Here is a 26,931-nt window from a genome sequence, read left to right as displayed (position 1 = left end):
GTGTTGCTGTGGCATGAAGGGATGCCGGGCCGCCCCGCCCGCCGATGGGACAGGGCGGCGGGCACCGGGGCTCAGCGCTCGAACTTGATGGGCTTGGGAATTACGGCCTTGGGGTACACCGGCACGAAGGCGCCGCCCTGCACCTGCTGCGCAACCATCGCCAGCGGATTCTGGTTCCTGAAGCCGTCGAAGTCCTTGAACTGGATCGGGCCGAACGAAGTGTTCATGGTCAGGCCGTTCAGCGCGGCCTTGACGGCCTCGCGGTCGGTGTTGCCAGCCTTGCGGACGGCCTCGGCGGCGACCAGCACGCCGGCGTAGGCCTGCGCGGCGTGGTAGCTGGGGTCGGCGCCGCCCAGCGCCTTCTTCAGATCGACGTTCAGCTTCTGGGTGCCGGCGTAGCGCAGCTGCGGAATCCAGGCGGTCGCGGTGACCACGCTCTCGGCGGCACTGCCCGCATCTTTCACGAATTCGGGCAGGGCGAAGCCGGCGGCGCCCCCGGCGAACAGGCGGGGCTTCACGCCGACCTCGCGCGCCTGGCGCATCAGGGCCACGGAGTCCTCGGCGTAGGAGACCATCAGGATGCCGTCGGGGTTTTTCGCCTTGATGCGGTTCAGCACCGGACGGAAGTCGGTCAGGCCCTTGTCGTAGCGCTGGTCTTCCATGATGGTGATGCCGTACTCCTTGGCGATGAGCTGCGCGGCGTCGGCTACGCTCTTCTCGAAGGCTCCGGTGCCGGCGATCACCGCCATGGACTTGAACTTGTTGTCGCGGAAGATGTTCAGGATTACCCGGGCGTACTCGGTGGCGGGCTGGTTCAGGCGGAAGATGTAGTCGGAGCCGGGCTTGGTGATGTCGTCGCCGCTGGAGGTGATGACCAGGTTGGGCACCTTCTGGCGGGCCAGGTACTGCGCCTGCGCCTTGACCAGCGAGCTGGAGTACTCGTTGATCACGATGGGCACCCCGGCGTTGACCAGCCGCTCGGCGGCGGCCAGGCCCTTATTTACGTCGCTGGCGTTGTCCTCCACGACCAGTTCGAGCTTCTTGCCCAGCACGCCGCCCTTGCGGTTGACTTCCTCGACCCCGACCTTGAAGCCGGCGAGTTGCATCTTGCCGAATTCCGCGAAGCGCCCGGTCACCGAGGTGATGGCGCCGATCTTGATGGTGCCCTGCGCCTGCGCGCTGCCGAGCATGAGGGTGGCGAGGAGGATGGCGCTCTGGATCGTGGGTGTACGCATGGGGGGCTCCTTGGGGACGTGGCGGGGCCACAGAGGGGGGCGGGAGGATGGAGGGTTCAGCTCCGGTGAGTCTGCACGGCCTGCGCGACCCTTCGCAGATGACCGCCCATGGCGGCCTCGGCAGCCGGGGGGTCGCGCTGCCGCAGGGCGCGTTCGATGGCGCGGTGTTCCTCGTGGCTGAGCCGCAGGTGCCAGGGCTCGTCGAGCAGCAGCCGCCCGGCCAGCCGCATCTCGCGCATCAGCAGCTCGGCGTGGCGGATCACGCGGGCATTGCCGCAGGTCTGCACGATGATCTGGTGGAAACGGGCGTCGAGGTCGCGGAACAGGCGGGGGTCGCCCACGGCCGCCGCGCCCTGGGCGTCGAGCACGCCGCGCAGGGCGGCGAGGTCAGTACTGGTCATGCGCTCGGCGGCCAGCCGAGCGGCCAGGCCATCGATACAGGCGCGCAGGTCGTACAGTTCCAGCACATCCGCCATCTCCAGCCGGGCGACCTCCACGCCCCGGCGCGAGTGCTCGACCGCCAGCCCCTCCCCGACCAACAGCAGCACCGCCTCGCGCACCGGCGAGCGCGAGACCTCCAGCTGCCGGGCCAGTTCCGGCACGCTCAGGCGCGAGCCCGGCGGCAACTCTCCGGCCAGGATGGCGGCGCGCAGGCGGTCGCGCACGAGATCGACGACGCGGGTGCTGGCGACGGGTTGCAGCAGACAGGCTCCTTTCAGGCAGGGAGGAGGGCGCTCGGGGCGGGGCGGTGGAACGCTCGGGTTGTGGAACAGGGTGAGTGTTACATGTAATGGGTGGCGACACAAGCGGGAATGCGGGGACGGTCGGGTAAAACCTTCACGTCCAGCCGTACTGACCCCCTCCCCACGTCCCCGTGCCGAGAACCCTGTCACGGTGCAGTGCGTCCTGTCCTTCGGGTACCGCCCTCTCGGGACCGGGCAAAGGCGGCGTTCCGTCACCCGACCGTCGGCCCCTTGACCCCGTGCCCCCCGAGACTCCACACTGATTCCCACAACCCGAAGGCAACGTTTGCCCCGTGGCACGACCACCTGCACACTCAGGACAGGTCGTGCCGCGCTTCTGTGCCGTCCCCACTCCCCCTGCCCCAGGAGGCCCGACCATGACCATCTCCAGCGTTTTCGACTCGCATCCCGCCGCGCAGCACGACCACACCCCGGGCTACACCGACCGGCTGGGCGCAGGGCTGGGCGAGACCGTGCGGCTGCGGGTGCGCGTGACCCTGCCCGTGACCTCGGTCAAGCTGCGCTTCGTGCGGGTGGGCGAAATCGAGACGGCCGTGGCCCGCGAGGTCTCCGGTTTGGCCGGCGAGGGCCGCTGGTTCGAGGCCGAGCTGCCCATCCATGACGCCCGGGTGCGCTACGCCTGGCAGCTGAACCTGGAGGGCGACCACCTCAACCTGACCCGCCTGGGCCTGCACCACACCCGGCGCGGCTTCCGCAACTGGTTCCAGTATCTGGCCGGCTACCAGGCGCCCGAGTGGGCCTGGAGCAGCGTCTTCTACCAGATCTTCCCCGACCGCTTCCGCAACGGCGACCCCAGCAACGACGTGCAGACCGGCGAATACCAGTACGCGGGGCGGGACGTCACGCACGAGGAGTGGCACACGCCGCTGGACGAGAAGGGCGACGTCCACGCACACTACGGCGGCGACCTGCAGGGCATCACGCAGGCGCTGCCGTACCTGAAGACTCTGGGCGTCACGGGCCTGTGGCTCACGCCCATCTTCGTTTCGCCCAGCAACCACCGCTACGACATCACCGATTACCGGCGGGTCGACCCGCACCTGGGCGGCGACGAGGCCTGGGACGAGCTGGCGCGGGCGGCCGACGAGGCGGGCGTGCGGATCGTGCTGGACGGCGTGTTCAACCACATGGGCAACGAGAACGCGCTGTTCCAGGCCGCGCTGGAGCGGGAGGACGCCCCGGAACGCGCGCTGTTCACCTGGCGCGACGAGGCCGGCAAACCGCCCTACCACGCCTTCTTCGACGTCCCGACCCTGCCCAAGATCGACTACCAGAACGAATTCGCCGTGCAGGAGTTCCTGGCCGGCGAGGAGAGCGTGGTGCGCCACTGGCTGCGGCGCGGGGCGGCCGGCTGGCGGCTGGACGTGGCCCACATGATCGGCGCAGGCGGCACCGACGAGGACAACCTGCCGCTGCACCGCGCCCTGAAACGCGCCGCCCGGCAGGAGAAGGGCGACGCCTACGTCTTCGGCGAACGCTTCTTCGACCCCGAGCACGCGCTGGACGGCCAGGGCGAGGACGCCGCCATGAACTACCACGGCTTCGGCCTGCCGGTCATGCAGTGGCTCAGCGGCGCCACCTACTTCGACGAGCCCAGCCGGCTGGACGGCCACGAACTGGTAGAGATCCTCTGGGACGCCTACCACGCCCTGCCGCCGCAGGTGGGCCTGAGCATGCTCAACCTGCTCGAATCGCACGACATCGGCCGCGCGCACTTCCGGCTGGGCGGCAACCGCACGCGGTTCCTGGCCGCCTTCACCCTGCTGATGGCCTACCCCGGCGTGCCCTGCACCTACTACGGCACGGAGATCGGCCTGAGCCAGAGCCGCGCCGGCAACATGCCCTGGTGCCGCGAACCCATGCCCTGGGACGAGGCGCAGTGGGACACCGGCCTGCTGGAAAGGGTGAAAGCGCTGATCGCCGTGCGCCGCTCGACAGAGGCGCTCCACCGGGGTTCACTGACCTTCCTGCACGCCGAGGCCGACGCGGTGGCCTTCCTGCGCGAGCTGACCGGGGCGGATGGCCGGACGAGCCGCGCCGTGGCCGTGGCGAGCCGCCGCAGTGAGGCCCACGAGATCACGATTTCTCTCCCAGACGGCGTCTGGCGCGACGCCCTGACCGGCGAGACCCTGACGGGCGGCGACGTGACAGTGGATGCCTCGAGCGGCCGGCTGCTGCTGCAGGGCTGAGGCTCCCCTGTCCGGAGACGGCCGACCACCCCCGCCCCCGGTGCTTTACACTTGTGCCACATGGCACATGCACCGGACGCAGCGTTGTACGCCCAATGGGTCGAACTTCTCGGCTGGCTCGACGCCGAGGCCGACCGCCTGGGCCTGAGCTTCGAGAAGGTCTCGGACTTCCCGGACTACATCTACCGCATGGAGCGGCCCTACGACCTGCCCACCACGGTCATGAGCGTGCGGTTGAACTCCGGCGGCCAGCCCCTGCTGGTGGCGGCGGTGAGCCCGCGCCACGTAGATCTGAAGGCGATCAGCCTGCGCTTGATGGGCGGCAGCAAGCACTGGCACCTGCACGCGGGCGAGACGGGCCTGCTGGAAGGCAAGCGGCCCTTTACCCGCGAGCGTCTGGCGAGCGTGCTGGACGGCGCGATGAGGGGCGTCGCCGTCTGAGGGCAGCGCCGGACGAGTCAACGTCGGGCCCGGCGGACGGAGATCAGGATTCAGAACACGGGGGAGGGTCGTCGGACGAGCCCTCCCCCCTTCGCTGAAACCCTGTTTTGACTGAACCGCCGCGTCTCCTTGCCTACCGCATCCCGAAGGCGATGAAGCCGGCGCCGATGCCGATCAGGATGCCGGCCAGCACCTCCAGATAGGTGTGCCCCAGCAGCACCCGCAGCGGCAGGGGCGCGAAACCCTCGCGCACCACGGCGCGCAGCTCGTCTACCAGTTCGTTGAGCAGCCGGGCCTGCTGGCCGCTGGAGTGGCGGACGCCCGTGGCGTCGTACATGACGATCAGGGCGAAGACCGCGCTGGCGGCGAAGAGCGGGCTGCCCAGCCCCTCGGTCAGGGCCACGCCGGTCGTCAGGGCGGCCACCATGGCGCTGTGGCTGCTGGGCATGCCGCCCGTTTCCATGAAGGCCGCCGGGCGCCAGCGGCGCTCGATCAGCAGGATCAGCAGCACCTTCAAGACCTGCGCGCCGGTCGAGGCGAGCACGGCCGTCCACAACCAGCGGTTGTTCAGCAGCTCAGTGAGCGTGTTCACCCAGAACTCCGGGGATCGGTGCGGCGCGTCTGTCTGCCTGGCGTTCGGCCGCCTGGACGGTGTTCGCCATCAGCTGCGCCACGGTCATGGGGCCGACGCCGCCGGGCACCGGGGTCAGGGCGCCCGCCACCTGGGACACGTCCGGGTGCACGTCACCGGTCAGGTGCGCCTTGCCGGCATCGTCCAGCACGCGGTTGATTCCCACGTCCACGACCACGGCGCCGGGCCTGACCATGTCCGGGGTGATCAGCCCGGCGCGGCCCACCGCCACGACCAGCACGTCGGCCCCACGGGTCACGGCCGCCAGGTCGCGGGTGCGGCTGTGGGCCAGGGTCACGGTGGCGTCGGCCCCCAGCATCAGCGCGGCCAGCGGGCGGCCGACCAGGGTGCTGCGGCCCACGATGACCACGACCTTCCCGGCCACCTGAACCTCGTAATGCGCCAGCAGGGCCATGATGCCGGCGGGCGTGCAGGGAGAGAGCGCCGGCTGGCCCGTCCAGAGGCGGCCCACGTTGACCGGGTGGAAGCCGTCTACGTCCTTATTGGGGTCGATGGCCTCCAGCACGGGCGCCGGGTCGATATGGCCCGGCAGCGGCAGCTGCACCAGGATGCCGTGGACGCCCGGGTCGGCATTGAGACCGGCGATCAGCGCCAGCAGCTCGGCCTGGGGGGTGGTGTCCGGCAGGGCGTGCACCGTGCCGCGCAGCCCGATCTCGCCGGCCTTCTTCGCCTTGCCGCGCACGTAGCTGACGCTGGCCGGGTCTTCCCCGACCCGCACGATGACCAGATGCGGCGGCGTGGCCAGCGCGGCGGCGCGCCGGGCGGTCTGGGCCAGCAGGGCCTCGGCGGCCGGTGGCCCGCTCAGGCGGGTCGCCAGCGCTGGGCTCACTCCTCGCCCCCGGACGGTGGGGGCGCAGCTGGCGCACTCATCAGGCTGCGGCTCAGCCCCCCCAGCACCCCGTTCACAAACTTGCCGCTGTCCTCGCCGCCGAATTTCCGCGCGATCCGCACCGCGCTCTCGATCACCGGCGGGTGGGGCTCGGCCGTGAACATCATCTCCAGCGTGGCCAGCCGCAGGATGTTCAGATCCGTCTGGGCCATCTGATCGAAGGTCCAGCCGCGGATCGTGCGGCGCAGCGTCTCGTCGATCTCGGCCTGGTGCTGCTTCATGCTGGCCATCAGTTCGTGGGCGAAAACCAGGGCCTCGTCGCTCAGGGCCACGAAAGTGTCGTCGCCCTCCCGCATGGCGCCCTCGGCGCGGGTGAAGGCGGCGTCCAGCGTCTGGTCACCGCGTTCGGCCTCGAACAGCGCGCGGAACACGAACTCGCGCGCGGCGCGGCGGGTGCCGACCGGGCGGGGGGCGCGCTCGCGGCGGCGGGTCATGCGCCCACCTGTGCGTGCTCCGCCCTTCCCTGCAGGGCCCTGCTCAAGCGCCCGGCCCTTTCGGCAGACAGACACCCTGCACCGTCACGTTCACGGATCTGACCTTCAGGCCGGTCATGAGTTCGATGTTCTCCTGCACGGCGCGCTGGGCCCGCTCCGCCAGGGCGACCAGATTCTGGCCGTACTCCACGTTCAGGCCGACCTCGACCAGCACGTCCGGGCCCTCACGGGTGACGCGCAGGGCGCGGGGGCGGCGGGTGTTGGCCTGCTGCCTGAGCACGTCGTTCACCTTGAGCGGCGCCGACGCGACCTCCGCACCCTCAATGCCGTCCAGGGTGGTGCTGGCGATGTCCAGCAGGACATGTTTACTGATTTCGACTTCCGGGGTTGCCATGCCTCATGCCTCCGAGCACGGATGAATCTCGCCGCGCCAATGCTCAGCAGTCTAGAGCATGGGCCCGCAGATGGGCCGGCTGCGGGCCGTCCGGGAGACGGGATTCCAGCCCCACCACGAGCCGGAAAGCCACGTGCACAGCGGTCTTCGGCTCACAGGCGCTTCGGGCGGTGCGGGGCTCAGACTGGAGGTGAGGTCGCCTCTTCCGGTGCGTCGGCCGCCAAAGGTTCCCCCTGTGACACCCCGACCCCGCGTTCCCGCAGTAGGGCCGAGAGGCCCGGCTCGTCCAGCACCGGCACCTCCAGCTCACGGGCGCGATCGAGCTTGCTGCCGGCGTCCTCGCCCGCGATCAGGTAGGAGGTCTTGCCGGTCACGCTGCCGGTCACGCGCCCGCCCGCCGCCTCCAGCTCGGCCTTCAGGGCGTCGCGGGGCCGCGAGAGGCTGCCGGTGATGACGAAGTTCAGCCCCCTGAGCTGCTCCCCGCGCACGGTCAGCGCCTCCACCGGGCTCAGCCCGGCCCCCCGCAGCCGGGCGATCAGGTCACGCATACTCGGGTCGGCCAGGGCGCCGGCCACCGACTGCGCGATCACGCCGCCCAGCCCGGGCACGGCCTCGATCTGCTCCGGCGTGGCGGCCAGCAGGGCGTCCAGGGTGCCGAACGCGCTCGCCAGCGCCTGGGCGTTGCGTTCACCCACGTGGCTGATGCCCAGGGCATTGATCAGTCTCCACAGCGGCCGGGTCTTGCTGGCCTCCAGCTGGCCCAGGATGTTCTGCGCCTTCTTGTCCCCGCCGCGCTCCAGGTTAGAGAGCTGCTCGGCCGTGAGCCCGTAGAGGTCGGCGGCGTCGCGGGCCAGGCCGGTCTCCAGCAACTGGGCGATCAGCTTCTCGCCGATGCCGCGCACGTCCATGGCCCCGCGCGACACGAAGTAGCGCAGGCGCTCGAACTGCTGCGAGGGGCAGGCGGGGTTGGGGCAGTAGGTGTTGGCGTCGCCCTCGGTGCGGACGGCGCCGTGGCCGCACTCGGGGCAGACGGTGGGGAAGGCGTAGGGCTGGGCGCCCGCCGGCCGCTTCTCCACGATCACCCGCATGATCTGCGGGATCACGCCGCCGGATTTGCGCACCACCACGGTGTCGCCGATATGCAGATCGAGCCCCTGGATGAAATCCTCGTTGTGCAGGGTCGCCCGGCTCACCGTGCTGCCCTCAATCAGCCGGGGCTGCAGGTGGGCCAGCGGGGCCAGCTTGCCGGTGCGGCCCACGTTGATGGAAATGCTCTCCAGCACCGTCTCGACCTCCTCGACCGGGAACTTGTAGGCGATGGCCCAGCGCGGCGCGCGGCTGGTGAAGCCGGCCTCCTGCTGCAGGGCCAGCGGGTCGAGCTTGAGCACGGTGCCGTCGGCGTCGAACTCGAAGCTCTGGCGCCGGGCGATCATACGGGCGTGGTAGTCGGCGGCGGCGCCCACCCCGCGCAGGGTCTCGGAATAGGCGCTGACCGGGAAGCCCTGCTCTCCCAGCCAGGCCAGCACGCCCGACTGGGTGCTCACCGGCACGCCGTCGCGTCTGCCCAACTGATAGAAGATGGCCCGGAGGTTGCGCGAGCGCGTGACCTCCGGGTCTTTCTGGCGCAGGGCGCCCGCCGCGCCGTTGCGGGGATTCTTCAACAGGGGCGTGCCCAGTTCCTCGGCCTGGGCGTTGTAGGCGGCGAAGTCGGCGCGGCTCATGTAGACCTCGCCGCGCACCTCCAGCTCGCCCCGGTGGCCTGGCAGGGTCGTGGGAATGCCGGGCACGGTCAGCACCTGGGCGGTGACCAGCTCGCCCACCGCGCCGTTGCCGCGCGTGGCCGCCCACTGCAGTTCGCCGCCTTTGTAATACAGGTTCACGCTCAGGCCATCGATCTTCAGCTCGCCCGTGAAGGTGAAGTCGTCCCAGTCGGTGGGCAGGTTCAGGGAGCGGGCCAGCTTCTCGCGCCACTCGCCCAATTCCTCGTCGGAAAAGACGTTGTCCAGGCTGGTCATGGGGGTCGGGTGGGTGACCGGCAGGAAGGCCGTGCTGGGCGCGCCGCCCACCGCCTGCGCGGGACTGACCCCGCCCGGCTCCTCGCCACCCAGCTCGGTCGCCGCCCGCCCGGCCCAGTCGGGATGCCCGGCCTCCAGCGCCCTGACCTCCCGCACCAGCGCGTCGTATTCGGCGTCGGGGATCAGCGGGGCGTCCAGTTCATGGTAGGCGCGGTTGTGCTGCGCCACCTCCCGGCTGAGGGCCAGATAGCGGTCGTAATCGGACGGAGCCATGCGCCGAGCCTAGCATTCAGGCGGAAAGTGGCCAGGGTCAAAACACAGTCAGACGCGCACGCTAGCCTGTCTGGGGCGCCACGCCCAGCGCTGGACCCCAGGCCCCACTGCACACCCGGTCAGACTGTACCCGCGGGGGTCTAGACACCCGCCGGTTTCCGTATACTCTTGTTCAGGCAACGCACATCAAAAGCACCCGGAGGAAACCCATGAAGAAATTCCTGACCCTGGCCCTCGCCATGACCACCACCCTCGCCGCCGCCCAGAACCTGCGCGTCGGCATGGCCTACGACGCCGGCGGCAAGTTCGACAAGAGCTTCAACCAGAGCGCCTACGAGGGCTCGCTGCGCGCCAAGAAGAACCTGGGCATCGAGGTCAAGGACTTCGAACCCAGCGACCCCAGCCAGGTCGTGCAGGGCATCCGCGGCTTCGCCAACGAGGGCTTCGACCTGACCATCGGCGTGGGCTTCGCGAACAACGCGTCCATCAGCCAGGTCGCCAAGGAAAACCCGGATCTGTTCTTCGGCCTGATCGACGACGTCTCGCCCCAGAAGAACGTGGCCAGCCTGACCTTCAGCGAGCAGGAGGGCAGCTACCTGGTGGGCTACCTGGCCGGCATGAACTCCTCGACGGGCGTCGTGGGCTTCGTGGGCGGCATGGACATTCCCCTGATCCACAAGTTCGAGGCGGGCTACACGGCCGGCGTGAAGGCCGCCAACCCCAAGGCGCGCGTCATCGCGCAGTACGTCGGCACCACCCCTGAAGCCTGGAACAACCCCGGCAAGGCCAAGGAAATCGCCGGCTCCATGCGGACGCGCGGCGCGGACATCATCTTCGCGGCCGCCGGCGCGAGCGGCAACGGCGTGATCGACTACGTCAAGCAGACGCAGTGCCTCAAGGCCGCCAACCTGCCCTCGGGCGTGAGCTTCGGCAGCAACAACTTCGCCAGCGTCGCCAAGAGCGCCAAGTACAAGGCGGCCTGCGCCGGCAACACCCGTCCGATGTTCTTCATCGGCGTGGACAGCAACCAGAACTACCTGGGCGACACCGACGGCAACGCCGCCACGCTGAACCACGGCATGACCTCCATGCTCAAGCGGGTGGACAACGCCGTGTACGCCCTGATCAACGACGTCAAGGCCGACAAGTTCAAGGGCGGCCAGCGCACCTTCGGGCTCAAGGACGGCGGCGTGGGCTACGCGGTCGACCAGTACAACAAGGCCCTGATCTCCAGCGCCCAGGTCGTGAAGGTCGAGGCCGCCAAGGCCAAGATCATCAGCGGCGCGGTCAAGGTGCCCACCAAGTAAGTCCAGGTCTGATCCAGAGGCGGCCTCCACGTGGGGCCGCCTCTTTTCGTGGGGTCGAGGGGGCTCCCCAGCCCAGGGCGTATCGGGCTCCGTCCAACCTCCGGACGGTGAACCTCCACGCCGCGTCGTAGCTCCCCCCGATCTGCCCCCGTGCAGAGGGCATCACTGTCCTCAACACCCCTCCGCCTGCCGCTCCTTACCACTGAGCCGCCCCGCTGGAGTCCTGGCCTCGCAATTGGACATTTGCTCACGTTCTGGCCCGGGGGCCGCTAGACTCCGGACGTGAAGCCGCAGCCCGAGCTGGCCCTGGCGATCATCCGGATCGCGGTCGGAGTCGCGTTCTGCTGGCACGGCTGGCAGACGCTGTTCACGACCGGGCTGCAGACCGTCACCCGGCAGTTCGAGGCCACGGGCGTGCCCCTGCCCCTGTTGACCGCGCCCACCACGGCGGTGCTGGAACTGCTGGGCGGGCTGCTGCTGGGCCTGGGGCTGGGCGCCCGTGGGCTGGCCGGCGCGCTGGCCCTGAGCACCCTGCTGGTGGGCGGAACGTCGGCCCTGGCGGGTGCCCTGCCGGCCCTCCGGCTGGAACTGTCGGCCCTGCTGCTGGCCGGCAGTCTGGCGGTGATGGTGGGCGGGACAGGGCGCCCCTCGGTCGAGGGCTGGCGGGCCGCCTCCCCATCGGCCACGCGCGGCTCCAGTGCGGTTCGGCGCAGAAAAGGCTGACCCGCAGGCCAGCCTTGAGGGCACGGTTCCGGTGACGCTCAGCGGACGTCGCCACCGCCCGGAACGCCCGCCGGCAGGGGCTGGCCGCGCTCGTCGACGACGTTCACGCGCGTGAAGGCGCCGTCCACGCGCACCAGCGTCCAGGGGCTGGTGAGCGCCTGGGTGGTGATGGCGCCGGGGGCCGGGGCGCGCACCTGCACCGTCAGGGTGAGCACGCCGCCGCTGGCGCTGGCGCCCAGCACCCTGATCCCGTAGCCGCCGGTCGCCCGCTGTCCCAGGAACACCCCGACGATGGTCGAGGAGCCCACCCGGGCCGCTTCGGGCACGCCGGTCTGCCGCCCGTAGGCCCGGGCATACAGGGCGCTGGCCTCGGCCTGGGTGGTGGCGAGCTGGACGCCGAAGGTCTGGACGGACGCCTGGGTTCCACTAGCAAGTTCGGTGACGTTCACGCGGGCTCCGGGGGTGGGGGGAGTAGGCACAGGAGCGGGGGCCGGTTTGGGGGGCACCGGCCGCCCAGGGCTGGGCACCACTGCGCCGGGAACGACCGGGAGGGACACCACGTTGGGCAGGATGTAGAGCCCGGTACGCAGGTATTCCTGGGCGGCCGGCTCGACGGCCAGGGGCGCGTCGGGCAGGTTGGACTCGGCCAGCACCGCCACGGCCAGCGGCCCCTGACCCAGCAGGGCGCGGCTCAGGGCGGTAGCCTCGGCGGCGTTCAGGTTCCCGGCACCGTCCAGACCGGCCACGGCCTGACCGCCCACCCGGCCATTCACGCCCGCGAGCCTCGTCCAGCGGGCGCCGTCGGTGTAATAGACCGCGGCGACGCTGCTGTCGCTGGCCCGGACATCGAAGGTGCCGGCCGCGCTGGAAGTCACCGCGATCTTCGGGCCCATCGCCGTGGTCGGCAGGCGGTAGGTGGCCTTGCCGTTCACGCTGAGGGTGCCGGGCACGGCCACCGGGTCGCTCACCTGCGCGCGCAGCTCCACCGTCTGCCCGCCCAGGCGCAGGCTGCTGCTGCTCCCACCCAGCGTGCCGTAGACCCAGACCACCCGCTCCTGGGTGCCCCCATACAGCAGGGCCTCGTGGACTTTCAGCTGACCGGGGCCTGTCATGGAACACCCGCTCAGCAGCCCGGCGGTCAGGACTGCTGCAGACGACACACTTCTCTTCATGGAGTCAGCTTAGGCAGTGTGTCTGACCGCCGACTGAAGTGCGCCTTTAGACAACTCCCATGTGGAAGGCGGCCTTCTGGACGAGTGCTGTCTGGAGGTGGCCCACGTTCGAATTGGAGCTCAGGGTCGTGAGGGGCACTATCTGTGGGGGGGAACGGTTCCCACCCTCTCCCCCATTCCTCTCGGCTGCGGGGAACTTCGACCTTCGGACGGAGAAGGGACGGCTCGACGGCGGAGCGGTGGACGCTGGACTAGACGGCGTCCACCCGGCGGTCGTCCGCTGCCGTCGCCAGCAGCTCACGGGCGTGCTGGATGGCCGCGTCCGAGGTGTTGCCGCTGAGCATCCGGGCGATTTCGGCCAGGCGTTCCTCGTCGTTCAGGCGCTCGACCCGGCTCACCGTGCGGCCGTCCGCCACGCTCTTCACCACCCGGTAGTGCTGGTCGGCGCGCGCCGCGATCTGCGCCAGGTGGGTCACCACGAAGACCTGACGGCTGCGGGCCAGGCGCTGCAGCTGCTCGGCCACGGCCACGGCGGCCGAGCCCCCGATGCCGGCGTCCACCTCGTCGAAGACCACGGCGGGGGTATCGGCGCCCAGCACGGTGCTGATGGCGAGCATCACGCGTGAGAGTTCACCGCCCGAGGCGACCTCGGTGAGCGGGGCGAGTTCCTCGCCGGGGTTCGCCGTGAAGTGCAGGGTCACGTCGCTCAGGCCGTGCGCGGTGGGTTCGGGGGCCGCGCTCAGGCGGAATTCCAGGCGGGCGTGCGGCATCCCCAGCTCGCGAATGACCCCGATCAGCTGCCGGGCGAGCGGCCCGGCCCGCTGCTCGCGTGCCCGGTCGAGGGCCCCGCCCAGCCGCGCCACCGTGTCGAGCAGCCGCTCCACCTCCTGATCCAGACTGCCGGCGTCCTGCTCGTCGCGGGTCAGGGCGGCGAGTTCCGCGTTCACCTGTTCCTGGAAGGCCAGCACGTCCTCCAGGGTCGGGCCGTACTTGGCCCTCAGGCGGCTCAGGGCGCTCAGGCGGGCCTCCACGCGGGCCAGCTCCTCGCCGTCCGGGGCGCTGTCCTCGGCCACGCCGCGCAGCTCGCCGACCACCGCCTGCAGGCTGTCCTGGGCGGCCCGCAGTTCCTGCTGCAGCTCGGCGCTGGTCGGGTCGTAGCGGGCGCCGGCGTTCAGCGAGCGGATCGCCTCGCTGAGGTAGCCCAGGGCGTTGTCGTCGGCGTCGGCGAGCAGGCTCAGCGCCCCCGCCGCCCCCTGCGCGATGGTGTCCAAGTTTGCCAGCCGGGTCAGGTCGGCCTGCAGGGGCTCCTCCTCGCCGGCCTGGGGCGAGATCTCGGCGAGTTCGGTGGCCTGGAACTGCAGCAGGTCGAGCTGCCGCGCCCGTTCCCGCTCGCTGGCGCGCAGGGCGTCCAGGCGGGCGCGGGCCTCCTGCCACTGGCGGTAGGCCTGGGCATAAGCCGCCAGCGGTTCCGGCAGCTGCTTGTCCAGCAGCGCCCGCTGGTTGGCCGGGCTGAGCAGGCTCACCGCGCTGTGCTGCCAGTGGATGGTCAGCCGGGCCTGCGCCCAGTCCTGCAGCTCGCGCACGCTGACCACCTCGCCGTCCAGGCGGGCGGTGCTGCGGCCCTGGGCGTTCACCTTGCGGCTGGCGGCCTCCTCGTCCCAGAAGCCCGTGACCAGCAGGTGCTCCTCGCCGCTGCGGATCAGGTCGGTGTTCGCCCGCGACCCCAGCAGCAGGCCCAGCGCGTCCACGATGATGCTCTTGCCCGCGCCGGTCTCGCCCGTGAACACCGAGAATCCGGGGCTGAAGTCCAGCGCCAGTTCACGGATGGTCGCCAGGGAACGCACCTCCAGCCGGCTGAGCAGCGGGCCGGCGGCCGGGGCCAGGACAGCCTCTGGAAGTGGTTCGGCAGCTTGAGGGGGGCGGGGGGCGCGGGCCTTACGGGTCACGCCTCCGAGTGTAATGCCTGTGCGTGGGCCCATCTGGAGCGTATCTCGGATTGCGCGGGGGGGGCCGGCACCGGTTCCGCCCTTGAGTATGAATCGACCGTTACATTCCCCCCACGATTGCCAGCACGGCGCCGCCGAGAATGCAGCGACGTGCTGCCTGCCGGACGTGGCCGGTGACTGGAGGGCCTGGAGGGCGGAGGTGGAGTGGAGCCGACCGCCGGGCCACCGGCACCGCCGGGGGCAGGCAGCCCCAAAAGGAGCATCTGATGACCAACACTTCAATGGCTGGCGTGAGCAAGCGCAGTCTCGTGCTGCTGGGCGGCCTGGCGGCCCTGGCGCTGAACAAGGACACCCGGTGGGGCCTCGTGAGCGGCACCCGGCAGGTCTGGCAGGGGGCCGGCGTGGCCCTGGACGAGCGGGTCAGGCCGGCGCTCGCCCAGGCCGCCACCCAGGCGCAGGAGCTGGCGCACGAGGCGGCGGCGCGTGGGGCCTCGACCCTGGATACCCTGCGGGAAGAGACCCCGGCCCGCGCCCAGTCGCTGCTGAGCAGCGCCCGCTCGGCCGCCGGGGAGCTGGCCCAGTCGGCCCAGGAACGGGCCGCCACGCTGCGAGGGGAAGCGCAGGAGATCGGTGGCGCGCAGTCCGAACACGCCCGCCGCGCCCTGATCGGCGCCCGGAAGTCGGCCGGCGAGACCCTGGACGAGGTGGTCAAGCCCGCGCTGGTTCAGGCCCAGGGCGCCGGGCTGGGCCTGCTGGCCGAGGTCAAAGACCGCGTTCAGGACGTGCTGGGCGAGAGCGCCGACACGCTGGAAGGCCGGCGGCGTCAGGCCGAGAAGCTGCTGGGCCGGGCCCGGAGGAGCGCTGAACGCGAACTGCGCTCGGCCCGCAAGGAGTGGCAGCCCCGGAAACTGGAAAAGGCCATCGACCGCAAGGTGGCGGGCCTGCAGAAAGACCTGGGGCGCGAGCTGAAGCTGCTGGAGAAGCAGGCGCGTCTGGCCCGCCGGGATGACCGCCGGGGCGGGCGCGGTGGCCTGGGTGGCGGGCTCCTGACGGTCGCGCTGCTGGGCGGCGGCGCTGTGGTGCTGGCCCGCGTTCCCGCCGCGAGGCAGGGCATCCTGTCGGCCGTGGGCGGCGTGAGCCCGGAAGCGGCCGAGACGCTGCGCCGGGCGGGACGCAACATCCGCAACATCGTCGGCTCCGTGTGGATGGAGCGGCTGGAGGAACCCAAAGCGTCGCCGGCCGCCACCGCCGCGGGCCAGACCGGCAGCTCCTACGGCGCGTCGCCCCCGCAGGCCACTCCGAAGGGCGAGTCCAACGGGAGCAAGGAAGACAGCCCGAAGAACACGGCCAACGACGCCGGCGGCAAGCCCGGCGGCCAGAACCAGACGCCCATCAACTGAGCGGTCACTGAGCGGTGTGGCAGCGACGGGGAGCCGGTCAAAGGCTCCCCGGTCTCGTTTTGCGGTGGTGGCGCACTCCCCATTTGTTCGGCCATGCTGGACGTCGGGCGAGGCAGGAGAGCCTCCGGGTTCCGGCGTGAGCTGGCCTTTGAGGGAGTAGTCCGCGAATGGGCAACGTGCGGAACCGCTTTGTCTGGGACGTCACTTTCAGCAGGCAGGGGAGCGGCCGTGATCGGACGGTCGCGGCGCCCGCTTCCCCCCTCTCCGCCTCACTGCGGGGCGCTGTTGTTCCCAGGAGCGTAACAAACTCTCGTTTGGCTGGAAGCGCTTCCTTATGGACAATGCAGGCCAGTAAGCCACGCAGTACACCGCTTCGCCGCGCCATGCCGGGTGTCCATGCCCGCACCAATGAAGGAGTGCTTCCCATGAGCCTGACCGCCAGCAACCCGCTTGCCGACCTGGGCATTGAATCCGCCACCATCCACCTCAATCCCGGTGTCGACCAGCTGTATGCCGACGCTGTCCGTCTGGGCGAGGGGGTGCGCGCCGCGACCGGGCCGCTCACCGTTCGCACCAACAAGGCGGGGCGCAGCCCGAAAGACCGCTTCATCGTGGAGGACGACCTCACCCGCGACAAGGTGTGGTGGGGCGGCTTCAACACGCCGACCCCGCCCGAGGTCTTCGACCGGCTGCTGGCGAAGATGACCTCCTACGCCGCGGGGCGGGAGCTGTTCGTGCAGCAGGTCTTCGCCGGCACCGATCCCGCCTACCGGATCGGGGTGCGGATGGTCACCGAGATGGCCTACCACAGCCTCTTTATCCGCAACATGTTCGTGCGGCCCAGCCCGGCCGAGCTGCAGGATTTCCAGAGCGACTGGACGGTGCTCAACATCCCCAGCTTCCGGGCCGACCCGGCCGTGGACGGCGTGCGGAGCGACACCTTCATCCTGGTGAACTTCACGCGCCGGATGATCATTGCGGGCGGCACCCAGTACGCGGGCGAGAACAAGAAGGGCATCTTCAGCGTGCTGAACTTCCTGCTGCCGGATCAGGGCGTCATGCCCATGCACTGCTCGGCGAACGTGGGCGAGGCGGGCGACGTCGCCCTGTTCTTCGGCCTGAGCGGCACCGGCAAGACCACCCTGAGCGCCGACCCCGGCCGCCGGCTGATCGGCGACGACGAGCACGGCTGGACGGGGAGCGGGGTGTTCAACTTCGAGGGCGGCTGCTACGCCAAGGTGATCCACCTGAACCCCGAGGCCGAGCCGATCATCTACCGCACCACCCGCACCTACGGCACCGTGCTGGAGAACGTGGTGCTCGACGAGCAGGGCGTCCCCGACCTGAACGACGGCTCGCTGACCGAGAACACCCGCAGCGCCTACCCGATCGAGGAGGTGGACAACCGGCAGCCGGGCAGCGTCGGGGGCCACCCGAAACACGTGGTGTTCCTGACCGCCGACGCCTTCGGTGTGCTGCCGCCCATCAGCCGGCTGAGCCCGGAGCAGACCATGTACCAGTTCATCTCCGGCTTCACGGCCAAGATTCCCGGCACCGAGGAGGGCGTGTCCGAACCCAGCCCGACCTTCAGCACCTGCTTCGGGGCGCCCTTCATGCCGCGCCACCCGGGCGAGTACGCTCGGCTGCTGGCCCAGAAAGTGCAGGCCAGCGGGGCGCAGGTCTGGCTGGTCAACACGGGCTGGAGCGGCGGCATGTACGGCCAGGGCCAGCGCATGAGCATCGCCCACACCCGCGCGCTGCTCAGCGCCGCGCTCTCGGGTGGGCTGGACGGCGTGGCGTTCGAGCGCGAACCCTTCTTCAACCTGGAGATTCCGACCGCCGTGCCGGGCGTGCCGGCTGGGGTGCTCAACCCGCAGCAGGCCTGGGCCGACCGGGACGCCTACGCCCACACCGCCCGCAAGCTGGCCCGCATGTTCCGCGAGAACTTCCGCCGCTTCGAGGACGGCGTGGACAGGGCCGTGACCGAGTCCATGCCGAACCCCGACGCCTAGAAGGGCGGGACGCCTCCGGAGGGCGTGCAGGGTGGCAGTGGTGGAGAGCCTTCAGTGCGTCCATGATGACGAGATCTGGGTTCACAGCGGAATGACCGGCGGGACGGACGGAGACGGGCTTCGTCCGCCCGCTGCCGCGCCGAGCCTGACGTCCGGCTGACAGAGGGCGCCGACCATGGCCTCAGCACGCTCACCGTCTGACACCGCACCCCCAGGAGGCAACGATGACCATCCTCAGCAGCGCGCCCCTTCAGCCGGACGTCAAGTCCAGGCCCGACCCTGAGTCCCTGCCCGTTGCCCGGACAGGCGACGACTCGCTGGTCACTCTATCCAACCCTGATCACGAGGAACGCCACCGCACTCAGCGGGGAGGGCTCTGGGTCAGTGCCGTCCTCGCCGTCCTGGCCGGTGTGGCGCTGCTGCAGGGGGCCATCCTGGTCGGCCTGCTGCTGGTGGCCGCCCTGTCGGTGCTGCTGCTGGCCGGGAATCAGCACCGCTGGGCGGGCCTCCAGCGCGGCGGCGGTGGGGGCTGGGTTCCCGACGGCGGGTCGTCCAGCGGATCGTCGGGTGGTCAGTCGGGCGAGTGTGGCGCCAGCGACGGGGGCAGCGGCGGCGGGTGCGGCGACTGATTCCGGGAGTCTTCCCTGCCGCCGCGCAACGTCCAGCCTTCAGCGCCGAAAGCAGAATGGGAAAGGGAGGTGGGGTCATACACCCTCACCTCCCTTCTCGCCTTTTCGGGCGGTCGTCCAGCTACGGCTGGGCCTACTCCTTCACGCCGCCCGCGACCGCGCCGCCCACGAAGAACTGCTGGAAGCCGTAGAACAGGGCGATGATCGGCAGGGCGCCCAGCGTGGAGGCCGCCGCGAAGATGCCCCATTTGGTGCTGAACTGACCCGTGGTAAACGAGCGCAGCATGACCCCCACGGTCCACTGCTCCACGCCGGTGAGCAGCACGTTCGCCAGGATGAATTCGGCGTAGGTGCCGATGAACTGGTTCAGGAAGATGAACACCATGATCCCGCCCGAGAGCGGCAGCACCACGCGCAGGAAGGTCTGCCAGCGGGTCGCGCCGTCGACCATCGCGGCTTCCTCCAGGGACTCGGGCAGGCTTTCCACGTAGCCCTTGAAGATCCAGGTGTTGAAAGCGATGGCGCCGCCCGAGTACGCCAGGATCAGGCCGGTGAAGGTGTTGCCCAGGCCCAGATCCGTGAGCAGTTTGTAGACCGCGACCAGGGCCAGGAACACCGGGAACATCTGGATGAAGATGAAGAACAGCAGCATCTGGAAGCGGCCGGGGAAGCGCAGGCGGGCCATGGCGTACCCGGCGGTCGTGGACAGGACGATGGCCAGGATGCCGGTGACCCCGGACACGAACAGCGTGTTCCGCACGGACAGCAGGAACTTGCTCTCGTTGCCCGAACCCGTGAACTGGGCCGGGGTCATGAACACGACCAGCAGCACCAGCGACCCGACCAGCAGGCGCATGGCCCAGGTGCGGACGCTGGTCTGGCCCAGGCTGTCGCGGCCCAGGCGACGCACCAGGGCGGCCAGCAGCACCACGGCCAGCGCGGCGCCGCCGATCACCGCGACCAGCAGCTGCCAGCCCGGGATGGTCACGCCGTCGAACAGCTTGCCGAAGTTCTCCAGGCTCAGGACACTCAGGTTGGGCAGCATCCCCGAACGGTAGAGGATGTTCGGATTGCTGAAGTCCGGGAAGGCGAAGAGGCTGTTGCGGGGGTCGAAGGCCGCGATCAGCACGTACAGCAGCGGGTACACGGCCGTCAGCACGACCAGGATCAGGAACAGGTGGGTGAGCTGATCGCCCAGCACCGCGAGGTAGCTGATCTTGCGCCCGGTGCGGGCCTCCCCGATCTTCTGCCCCGCCAGGCTGAGCAGCGCGAGCACCCCGCTGGCGGCCAGCAGGAACAGCAGGAAGCGCACCCAGCCGCGCTCGACGAAGTAGATGGTGAAACTCTTCTGGCGCCCGGCCATGTTGCGGTTCAGGAAATAGGCCAGCACGATCAGCCCGAGCACGATCGCGGCGGTGACCAGCCAGGGCAGGGCGCGGCGCAGTGGGCCGGGCTCGCGGTGGACGTAGCCGCCCGGAGGCAGTTGGGACGGAGCGGCGGTCATTTGCGGGCCTCCTCGAACACCCCGGCCGCCTTGAAGTTCACGAGGCTGATGGCCAGGGTCAGGAAGAAGATGATCAGGGCGATGGCGCTGGCGAGCGAGAAATTCTGCCCGCCGCTGGACACGAACGCGGTGTTATAGCCCCACGAGAGCAGGATGTCGGTGCTCTGCGCGGTGCTCTCACGGCCTTCCTGGGCGGGGCCGCCCGCCGTGAGCAGGTAGATGATCCCGAAGTTGTTGAAGTTGAAGGCGAACCCCGAGAGCAGGATGGGCGTGAACGAGGTGCGCAGCAGCGGCAGCGTGATGTTCACGATCTGCTGCCAGCGGCTCGCGCCGTCGATGCTGGCCGCCTCGTACAGATCGTCGTTGATGGTCGACAGGGCGCTGATGGTCGCGGTCATCATATAGGGGAAGCCCAGCCACAGGTTGACCAGCAGGATGCTGATCTTGGCCCACAGCGGGTCGTTCAGCCAGGGCACGGCCACGAAGCCCAGCAGCCCCAGGGTCTTGTTCACGATGCCGAACTGCTGGTTGAACAGCGCGACCCACATCTGCACGCTGATCACCGCCGGAATAGCCCAGGGCAGGAAGAGCAGCGTGCGGTAGATATTGCGCCCCTTGAGGCGCTTGTTGTACAGCAGGATGCCCAGGATCAGCCCGGCGACCGCGTTGATGATGATGGTGCTGAAGGCGAAGACGATCGTCCAGATGAAGACCGGCAGCAGCGCGCGGCTGGCCTTGCTGAAGATCTCCTGGAAGTTCTGCAGGCCCACGTACTCGTAGCGGTTCAGGCGGGTGGCGGCCGCGACCTGCACGGCGGCGGGCACGGCCGTCCGGAGCGTGACCGTGTTGCCACGCACGCTGTCGACCAGTTGCCGGTAGGGCACGGAGGCGTCTTCGTCATAGAGCACCAGGGTGGCCCCGGCACAGCTGGGCGCGGCACACTTCAGGAACTCGCTGAGCGGCTGGTCGGCTCCCACCTCCGGCAGCGTCACCACGCGGCGGTCGGCGCTGAGCGTGGCGGTGGTGCGGGAGGCGCTGTCCGGGTTGCCACTGTTGGCGCCGGAGTAGTTCGTGAAGGCGTAGTTGACGGTCAGAACCACCGGCAGCACGGTGAAGGCCAGGATGAACACCAGCGCCGGGAACAGGTACAGCCAGTTGGAAATCCAGGGAAAGAGCCGGGAGGTCAGGGGCGTGAGCACCAGCAGGGCCGCCAGGATCCAGACCAGGATCATGTATGGGGGGGCGGTCGGCGCGATCTGCGCGGTCAGGCTGGACAGCAGCCAGCCGATCAGACCACAGATGGCCAGCAGGGCACTCAGGATCCCCACGGCGATCAGCACCCCGGCGGCGCCCTGCGGGGGCACGGTCGGGCGCGCCTTGGTGGGCGGACGCATCGTTTCGATCATGGCTGTCGTGAACCTCCAGGGTGTGATTGGCGGTCATTGTGATCGCGTCACGTTCAGACTGCAAGTGCTGGCTTGCGATCAGGCGCAGTTCTAAGGAAATCTCCGCCCCGCTCAAGCGCCCTGCCCGCTACCGGGTGTTCGGGGCGCCGTCCTATGGAATGTCCAGCGCAATGCACAGTCCAGCCAATGCAAAGTGAAGCAGGTGACGACACAACTTCATGCTGTGTCGTCACCTGCCGTGACGCCGGGTGATCCGGGGGCGGGCTGAGGGCGCCCGCTGGCCCGGACACCCGCTTTACTTAATGTTGCCGTTGATCTCTGCGACAGCCTTGTCCAGGATCTGCGAGTAGTTCTGGTTGGCCTTCTGCACGCTCTGGGCCACGGCGTTGCTCCAGGGGCCCCACACGGCGCCCATCTGGGGCACGTTGGGCATGGGGGTGCCGGCCGAGATGGTCTTGCCGAAGCCCACGACCACGGGATCGGCCTTGAGCTTGGTGCGGGCGCTCAGGCTGACCGGGATCCGGCCGCCGGCCTTGTTGAAGGCCACCTGGGCGTCGCTCGTGGTGATCTGCTTGGCGAACTGCGCGGCGATCGCCTTGTTCTTGGAGTAGGCGTTGAGCATGGTGCCCTGCACGCCCACGAAGGGGCTCCACTTGCCGGTGGCGCCGGGAGGGGTCGGGAAGGCGGCGATGCCGTAGTCGATGCCGGCCTTCTTGATGTCGCCCATGTCCCAGGGGCCGGTGAGCAGCATCGCCAGGCGGCCGTCCACGAACGCGCTCTTGGCCGCGCCGCCGTCCACACCCTCGGGCACCAGGTTGTACTTGTAGCGCAGGTCGTTCAGGAAGGCGCTGGCCTTCTCGGCGCCGGCGTTGGCCAGGCCCACGTCCTTGACGTTCACGGTGCCGCCCGTGTTCTTGAACACGTAGCCGCCGAAGGAGCTGACGATGCCGTACTGCATGTAGGCGTTGCTCAGGTCAGCCAGGTAGCCGAACTTGCCGCTGCCGGTGTTCTTCTGGGCGACCGACAGGAACTGCGCCCAGGTGGTGGGGGCAGTGGGAACCAGCTTCTTGTTGTAGATCAGGGCGACCGACTCGGCGAACATGGGCAGCCCGAACAGCTTGCCCTGGTAGGTCATCGCGCTCACGGCGGTGCGGTCGAGGTCGGTCTTGGAGGTGACGTACTTGTCCATCGGCTCGATCACGCCGGCCGCCGCCAGCTGCCCGAGGCGATCCTGGGGCAGGGTGGTGACCAGATCGGGGCCCTGGCCCTTGGGGCCGCTCTGGATGAGCTTGTCGGGGATCTGATCGAAGGGCACGCTGACCAGGTTCACGGTGTTGCCGGTCTTGGTCTTGAAATCAGCGGCCTGCGCCTTGAGCCAGGTCAGCTCGGCGTCGCCGAAGTGCGTCCAGACCGTAATGGTGGCGGCGCCAGCTTGGCCCAGCAGGGCAAGGGACAGGACAGTCAGTGCTCTTTTCATATCACTCCTCGGGTTGGCGATTGGAATCGCTTCCAAATTACAGGGATGCCTTCATTCAGTGCCTGGGCACTGAACCTGTTTGAGCACCATCGGCTCACACTTCTCGGTTGCTCGTCCGCATTATAGAAGGCCGCACCTGACTTGACAATGATCTGATCTCGCACTTTTGAGCGCCCCAGTGACGGCTCTGTAGCATCTCTCCCTATTCATTCGGGTGGCCGGTGACTCATCACTCGTTTCCGCAAGAATGTGGCCCAACGGGCTGGTCGTCCAGCAGGCCGGACTGAGCCAACACCCTTCCCTGGCAATAGATCTTTATCCTCTGAGGGCCTCCTTCGGGCCCGGAGGCTCCGCGACCGGCGTCCGGGCAGAGAGATCCCGCAGCCCATCTCCACTTCGCCTGCGCCTGGCCTGCACCACGCCCGGAGCCCGTATGCTGGCCGGATGACACGTCCCTCCGAGCGTCCCCCCGGCGCCGTCAATCCTGCGCGCGAACTGGCGGTGCGGGTGCTCCATCAGGTGCTGACCGACGGCGCCTTCGCCGCCCCCGCCCTCGACACCGCGCTGCGGGCCGCCCGCCTGCCCCCCCGCGACTCCGGCCTGGCCACCCATATCGTGTACGGCACCCTGCGCCGCCTGATGTCGCTGGAGGCGGCCCTGGCTCCGCTGCTGCAGGGCGCGACCCACCCCAAGACCCGCTCCGTGCTGCTGGCCGGCAGTTTCGAGAAGCTGTTCCTGGGCACCCCCGCGCACGCGGTCGTGAGTGAATACGTGAACCTCTCGCGGCTGGCCCGCATGGCGCCCTCCGGGCTGGTCAACGCCGTGCTCCGCCGGGTCGAGCGGGTGGCCCAGGCGCCCGAGTCCGAGCTGCCGGGCTGGATGGAAGACACGGTGCGGCGGGTCTACGGCCCGCAGGCCGACGCCATCTTCGCCGACCTGCTGGAGCCCCAGCCGCTGTGGCTGAGCCTCTCGGACGCCGGGGTGGCGAGCCTGCGTGAGGAGGGCAGCGCCGTGACGCCCGGCCCACAGGGGGTCGACCGGGTGGAACTCTCGCGGCCCCTGCGTGAAACGGACGCCTTTCAACTGGGCGACGCCCAGCCCATCAACCCGGCCAGCCTGGCCTGCGTGGACGCCCTGGGCAACGTGAGCGGACGCCCGGTGTACGACCTGGCGGGCGGCGCCGGCGTGAAGGCGGCCATGCTCGCAGCCCGGGGCGCCAGCGTGACCTCCGTGGACGTCACCCCGCGCAAGCACGACCTGGCCCGCGCCAACCTGAAGCGGCTGGGGCTCGCGGCGCAGTTCGTCACCCATGACCTGACCAGGCCTCTGGACGCGCCGGGCGCTCCCCTCGTGCTGCTGGACGCCCCCTGCACGGGCAGCGGCACCCTGCGGAGCCATCCGGAAATCAAGCTGCGCCTGACTCCGGACGCCGTGCAGGAGATGGCCGAGCTGCAGCGGCAGCTGCTGCCCAACGCCGCCGCGCTGGTCTCCCCTGGCGGCGTGCTGGTGTACTCCGTGTGCTCGCTCGCGCCGGACGAGGGCGCCGGCGTCGTCGAGGCCTTCCTGGCGACGCACCCGGAGTTCCAGGCCGAGGCCGTGCCCGACATCGAGGTCGAGCACGTGCCGTCGGGGCCGGGCCTGTTGACGGTGCCGGTGGACGGTGTGGACGGGTTTTTTATCGCCCGGATGCGCCGCTCGACCTGAGACCCTCCAGCTTTTATCCGCCCAGCGCGGCGTCCAGCGCGATCTCGATCATGGCGTTGAAGGTCAGCTGGCGCTCCTCGGCGGTCGTTTCCTCGCGGGTCACGAGATGGTCGCTGATGGTGAGCACGGTCAGGGCCTTCACGCCGTGCTTGGCGGCCAGCGTGTACAGGCCGGCCGCCTCCATCTCGACCGCCAGCACGCCGTAGTCGGCCCAGATTTTGTACTGGTCGAAGTCGTCGTGGTAGAAGGTGTCGCTGCTCATGATGTTGCCCACGTGCGTGGTGTGGCCGCGCTCCCGGGCGATCTGGTGGGCGCGCAGCAGCAGGCCGAAGTCCGCGATGGGCGCGAAGTTCTTTTCGCCGAAGCGGATGTTGTTGATGTTGCTGTCGGTGCAGGCCGCCTGCGCCAGCACGATGTCGCGCACATGCACGTGGGGCTGGTAGCTGCCCGCCGTGCCCACCCGGATCAGGTTCCGGCAGCCATAGCCGGTGATGAGTTCATGCACGTAGATCATCGAGGAGGCGATGCCCATGCCGGTGCCCTGCACGCTGATCCTCTGGCCCTTGTAGGTGCCAGTGTACCCGTGCATCCCGCGCACGGTGTTGTGCAGCACGGGATTCTCGAAGAAGGTCTCGGCGATGTGTTTGGCGCGCAGCGGGTCGCCGGGCAGCAGGACGGTCTCGGCGATCTGGCCCGGTTCGGCGTTCAGGTGAAGACTCATGAGGGGCAGGGTAGCAGGGGGCGGCCGTTCCGGGAGCGGGGGGCCGGGGGCGACAGGCCCGGACACGGTGCCCGAATGCTCATCAATGGCGAGGACACTTCCGGTGAACTGCGGGGAGCCGACCCGAATACGTCCATCTGGGACACCGTGCCCGTTCACCCCGTCCGCCGTTCGAGCCCAGCCTCGCCCCTCAAGGTGGATGAAACCCCGTGCAGATCGGCATTCGGGGCTGAGCGGTTTGGAGAATGTCCGCACCGTCGACTCATCCGGACTCCGCTCCTTTCCGGCACAGCCAGGAATGCACCGGACGTTCGCCTCCTGCGGCGCTTTCCAAGTCCACCCCGATTCGATGCGCGCCTTTCCCTGCCCTGCTTCGCACCCCTGCGAGACCCTTGGGTCGAGTGGATTCCGAACACACGACGGAGGGCACTCGGAACAGGGGTCAGCTCCGGGCCAGCGCCGTCCGGAGTTCGGCCAGGAACACGTCGGGCCGATCGGTGCGGCCCTGGGCGAGATCGGGCCGGCCTCCGCCCTTGCCGCCGGAGCGGCCCAGCGCCTCCCGCAGCACGGCCCCCGCGTCCACCTCCGCCAGCGCCGAGCCCACGCCGCAGCGGCCGTCCGGCGCGAGGGCCACGATGACGCCGCCCCCTGGAACCGCCGCGAGCACTGCCTGGAGCAGCGCCGGATCGGCCAGTTCGATGACCTGCAGCCGCAGCGGCCCGACGAGTTCCGGCGGGGTGGTGCGGACGAGGGTCTGGGCGAGGCTCTGGCGGGCCCCCTCCTGCTCGGTGATCAGGGTGTCGCGTTCCGCCCGCAGCGCGTCGACCCGTTCGGGCAGGCGCTCGACCGGCACGCTGAAGGTCTGCGCGAGCGCCCTGGCCTGCCGGTAGACCCCGCTCAGATAGCCGGCCGCCTCCTCGCCGGCCATGAAGACCACCCGGGTCAGGCCCCCCTTGATGCGCTCGGTGCGCAGCACGACCACGGGCGCGGCCAGGCTCGCCTGGGGGACGTGGGTGCCGCCGCAGGCACTGGCGTCGAAGACCGCGCCGTCCGGAGCGCGGAAGATGACCAGCCGCACCTGACCGCCCACCTTCGACGGCCGCCGCAGCGGGTAGTCCGGCAGGTCGCTCTCGGGCACCACCGGGGTCTCCAGGCGCAGGTCGCTGCGGCCCAGCACCTCCCGCAGCAGCGTCTCGGCGGCGCGGACGTGGGACTCGGCGGGGTCGCCGCGCAGGTCGATCGTGCATTCCGGCCCGTTCATGCTGACGGCCTCGACCCCGAACACCGGACTGACGCGCGTGAACGCCTGGGCCAGCAGGTGCTCGCCGGAATGCCGCTGGGAGTGGCGCCAGCGGGTCGCGGCGTCCACCTCGCCGGAGACCTGGGCGCCCACGGCCGGCACTGCGCCCTCCAGCTCATGCCAGATCTGGCCGCTGCCCTTGTCCTTGCGGGCACCGAGAACCCGTACCTGTGCCCCGTCCCAGCTCAGCGTACCCACGTCGGTGGGCTGTCCGCCGCCCTCGGGGTAGAAGGCCGTGGCGTCCAGGGCCACCCTGGAACCATCGGTGGCCGTCACGCGGGCGGTGAAGTTCAGGAGGGGGCCGGGATCGTGGTACAGGGCGCGGGTCATGCCGGGCAGGCTAG

Annotated in this window: 22 protein-coding genes; 8 read left to right on the top strand and 14 right to left on the bottom strand. The window is 69.8% G+C overall.

The features are described 5' to 3' along the window. Positions 1 to 71: 71 nt before the first annotated feature. Complete coding sequence (locus CVO96_RS15830; protein WP_103313057.1) at positions 72 to 1,235, bottom strand: ABC transporter substrate-binding protein; 1,164 nt, start codon at positions 1,233 to 1,235, stop codon at positions 72 to 74. Between the two features lie 56 nt (positions 1,236 to 1,291). After that, positions 1,292 to 1,900 carry a GntR family transcriptional regulator gene (locus CVO96_RS15825; protein WP_243398405.1) on the bottom strand — a complete coding sequence of 203 codons (609 nt, stop codon included), beginning with the start codon at positions 1,898 to 1,900 and terminating at the stop codon, positions 1,292 to 1,294. Positions 1,901 to 2,355: 455 nt separating this feature from the next. Between CVO96_RS15825 and CVO96_RS15820 the strand changes: the two genes are divergently transcribed. Together CVO96_RS15820 and CVO96_RS15815 are read left to right on the top strand one after the other, a co-directional pair. After that, positions 2,356 to 4,188, top strand: a complete 1,833-nt coding sequence (locus tag CVO96_RS15820) for an alpha-amylase family glycosyl hydrolase (protein WP_103313056.1) — start codon at positions 2,356 to 2,358, stop codon at positions 4,186 to 4,188. Between the two features lie 60 nt (positions 4,189 to 4,248). Then, on the top strand, positions 4,249 to 4,629 hold the full coding sequence (locus CVO96_RS15815) for an NADH-quinone oxidoreductase subunit 15 (protein WP_103313055.1): 381 nt from the start codon (positions 4,249 to 4,251) through the stop codon (positions 4,627 to 4,629). Positions 4,630 to 4,762: 133 nt separating this feature from the next. Here the strand turns inward: CVO96_RS15815 and CVO96_RS15810 are convergent, their stop codons facing one another. The 5 genes from CVO96_RS15810 to ligA form a co-directional block, all read right to left on the bottom strand. After that, positions 4,763 to 5,221: a divergent PAP2 family protein gene (locus CVO96_RS15810; protein WP_103313054.1), complete on the bottom strand. Its 459-nt coding sequence runs from the start codon at positions 5,219 to 5,221 to the stop codon at positions 4,763 to 4,765. Beyond that, positions 5,205 to 6,110 (bottom strand): bifunctional methylenetetrahydrofolate dehydrogenase/methenyltetrahydrofolate cyclohydrolase FolD, encoded by a 906-nt coding sequence (folD, locus tag CVO96_RS15805; protein WP_243398404.1) that lies wholly within the window; start codon positions 6,108 to 6,110, stop codon positions 5,205 to 5,207. Before folD ends, CVO96_RS15810 begins: the two co-directional genes overlap by 17 nt. Then, a complete protein-coding gene (nusB, locus tag CVO96_RS15800) occupies positions 6,107 to 6,604 on the bottom strand; it encodes a transcription antitermination factor NusB (protein WP_103313053.1) in 498 nt (165 codons plus the stop codon). Before nusB ends, folD begins: the two co-directional genes overlap by 4 nt. Positions 6,605 to 6,647: 43 nt before the next feature. Beyond that, positions 6,648 to 6,998 (bottom strand): Asp23/Gls24 family envelope stress response protein, encoded by a 351-nt coding sequence (locus CVO96_RS15795; RefSeq protein ID WP_103313052.1) that lies wholly within the window; start codon positions 6,996 to 6,998, stop codon positions 6,648 to 6,650. A gap of 179 nt (positions 6,999 to 7,177) precedes the next feature. Then, positions 7,178 to 9,286 (bottom strand): NAD-dependent DNA ligase LigA, encoded by a 2,109-nt coding sequence (ligA, locus tag CVO96_RS15790; protein WP_103313051.1) that lies wholly within the window; start codon positions 9,284 to 9,286, stop codon positions 7,178 to 7,180. A gap of 209 nt (positions 9,287 to 9,495) precedes the next feature. Between ligA and CVO96_RS15785 the strand changes: the two genes are divergently transcribed. After that, positions 9,496 to 10,593, top strand: coding sequence for a BMP family lipoprotein (locus tag CVO96_RS15785; RefSeq protein ID WP_103313050.1), 1,098 nt, complete (start codon positions 9,496 to 9,498; stop codon positions 10,591 to 10,593). A 282-nt stretch (positions 10,594 to 10,875) separates the two neighbouring features. Further along, entirely contained in the window at positions 10,876 to 11,316 is a 441-nt protein-coding gene (locus tag CVO96_RS15780; RefSeq protein ID WP_103313049.1) for a DoxX family protein, read from the top strand. Positions 11,317 to 11,354: 38 nt separating this feature from the next. Here CVO96_RS15780 and CVO96_RS15775 read toward each other — a convergent pair whose 3' ends face one another. After that, positions 11,355 to 12,488 (bottom strand): protease complex subunit PrcB family protein, encoded by a 1,134-nt coding sequence (locus CVO96_RS15775; protein ID WP_103313048.1) that lies wholly within the window; start codon positions 12,486 to 12,488, stop codon positions 11,355 to 11,357. A 251-nt stretch (positions 12,489 to 12,739) separates the two neighbouring features. Continuing rightward, positions 12,740 to 14,434 (bottom strand): DNA repair protein RecN, encoded by a 1,695-nt coding sequence (locus CVO96_RS15770; RefSeq protein WP_243398403.1) that lies wholly within the window; start codon positions 14,432 to 14,434, stop codon positions 12,740 to 12,742. Positions 14,435 to 14,700: 266 nt separating this feature from the next. Between CVO96_RS15770 and CVO96_RS15765 the strand changes: the two genes are divergently transcribed. The 3 genes from CVO96_RS15765 to CVO96_RS15755 all read left to right on the top strand — a co-directional run bounded on the left by CVO96_RS15765 (position 14,701) and on the right by CVO96_RS15755 (position 18,475). Beyond that, complete coding sequence (locus tag CVO96_RS15765) at positions 14,701 to 15,834, top strand: coiled-coil domain-containing protein (RefSeq protein WP_133161807.1); 1,134 nt, start codon at positions 14,701 to 14,703, stop codon at positions 15,832 to 15,834. Positions 15,835 to 16,259: 425 nt separating this feature from the next. Next, positions 16,260 to 17,846 (top strand): phosphoenolpyruvate carboxykinase (ATP), encoded by a 1,587-nt coding sequence (gene pckA, locus CVO96_RS15760; protein WP_165795326.1) that lies wholly within the window; start codon positions 16,260 to 16,262, stop codon positions 17,844 to 17,846. 224 nt (positions 17,847 to 18,070) lie between these two features. Further along, entirely contained in the window at positions 18,071 to 18,475 is a 405-nt protein-coding gene (locus CVO96_RS15755; protein WP_103313044.1) for a hypothetical protein, read from the top strand. A 133-nt stretch (positions 18,476 to 18,608) separates the two neighbouring features. Here CVO96_RS15755 and CVO96_RS15750 read toward each other — a convergent pair whose 3' ends face one another. From CVO96_RS15750 to CVO96_RS15740, 3 genes are all read right to left on the bottom strand, one after another. Further along, positions 18,609 to 19,979 (bottom strand): sugar ABC transporter permease, encoded by a 1,371-nt coding sequence (locus CVO96_RS15750; protein ID WP_103313043.1) that lies wholly within the window; start codon positions 19,977 to 19,979, stop codon positions 18,609 to 18,611. After that, positions 19,976 to 21,373 carry an ABC transporter permease subunit gene (locus tag CVO96_RS15745; RefSeq protein ID WP_103313559.1) on the bottom strand — a complete coding sequence of 466 codons (1,398 nt, stop codon included), beginning with the start codon at positions 21,371 to 21,373 and terminating at the stop codon, positions 19,976 to 19,978. The genes CVO96_RS15750 and CVO96_RS15745 overlap by 4 nt, the downstream gene beginning before the upstream one ends. 307 nt (positions 21,374 to 21,680) lie before the next feature. Then, positions 21,681 to 22,862: a sugar ABC transporter substrate-binding protein gene (locus tag CVO96_RS15740; RefSeq protein WP_103313042.1), complete on the bottom strand. Its 1,182-nt coding sequence runs from the start codon at positions 22,860 to 22,862 to the stop codon at positions 21,681 to 21,683. Positions 22,863 to 23,306: 444 nt separating this feature from the next. Here CVO96_RS15740 and CVO96_RS15735 point away from each other — a divergent pair, with 444 nt between their 5' ends. Next, positions 23,307 to 24,566 (top strand): RsmB/NOP family class I SAM-dependent RNA methyltransferase, encoded by a 1,260-nt coding sequence (locus tag CVO96_RS15735; protein WP_103313041.1) that lies wholly within the window; start codon positions 23,307 to 23,309, stop codon positions 24,564 to 24,566. Positions 24,567 to 24,579: 13 nt separating this feature from the next. On the opposite strand, the gene deoD is transcribed toward CVO96_RS15735, so the two are convergent. After that, complete coding sequence (deoD, locus tag CVO96_RS15730) at positions 24,580 to 25,287, bottom strand: purine-nucleoside phosphorylase (protein WP_103313040.1); 708 nt, start codon at positions 25,285 to 25,287, stop codon at positions 24,580 to 24,582. A 442-nt stretch (positions 25,288 to 25,729) separates the two neighbouring features. Next, positions 25,730 to 26,917: an alanine--tRNA ligase-related protein gene (locus CVO96_RS15725; RefSeq protein WP_103313039.1), complete on the bottom strand. Its 1,188-nt coding sequence runs from the start codon at positions 26,915 to 26,917 to the stop codon at positions 25,730 to 25,732. Between the last annotated feature and the right edge of the window lie 14 nt (positions 26,918 to 26,931).

The organism is Deinococcus koreensis (assembly GCF_002901445.1).
In the GTDB taxonomy this organism is placed as follows: domain Bacteria; phylum Deinococcota; class Deinococci; order Deinococcales; family Deinococcaceae; genus Deinococcus; species Deinococcus koreensis.
The sequence above is the reverse complement of the archived record's forward strand: the minus strand, read 5'-3'. Positions and strand labels throughout refer to the sequence as shown.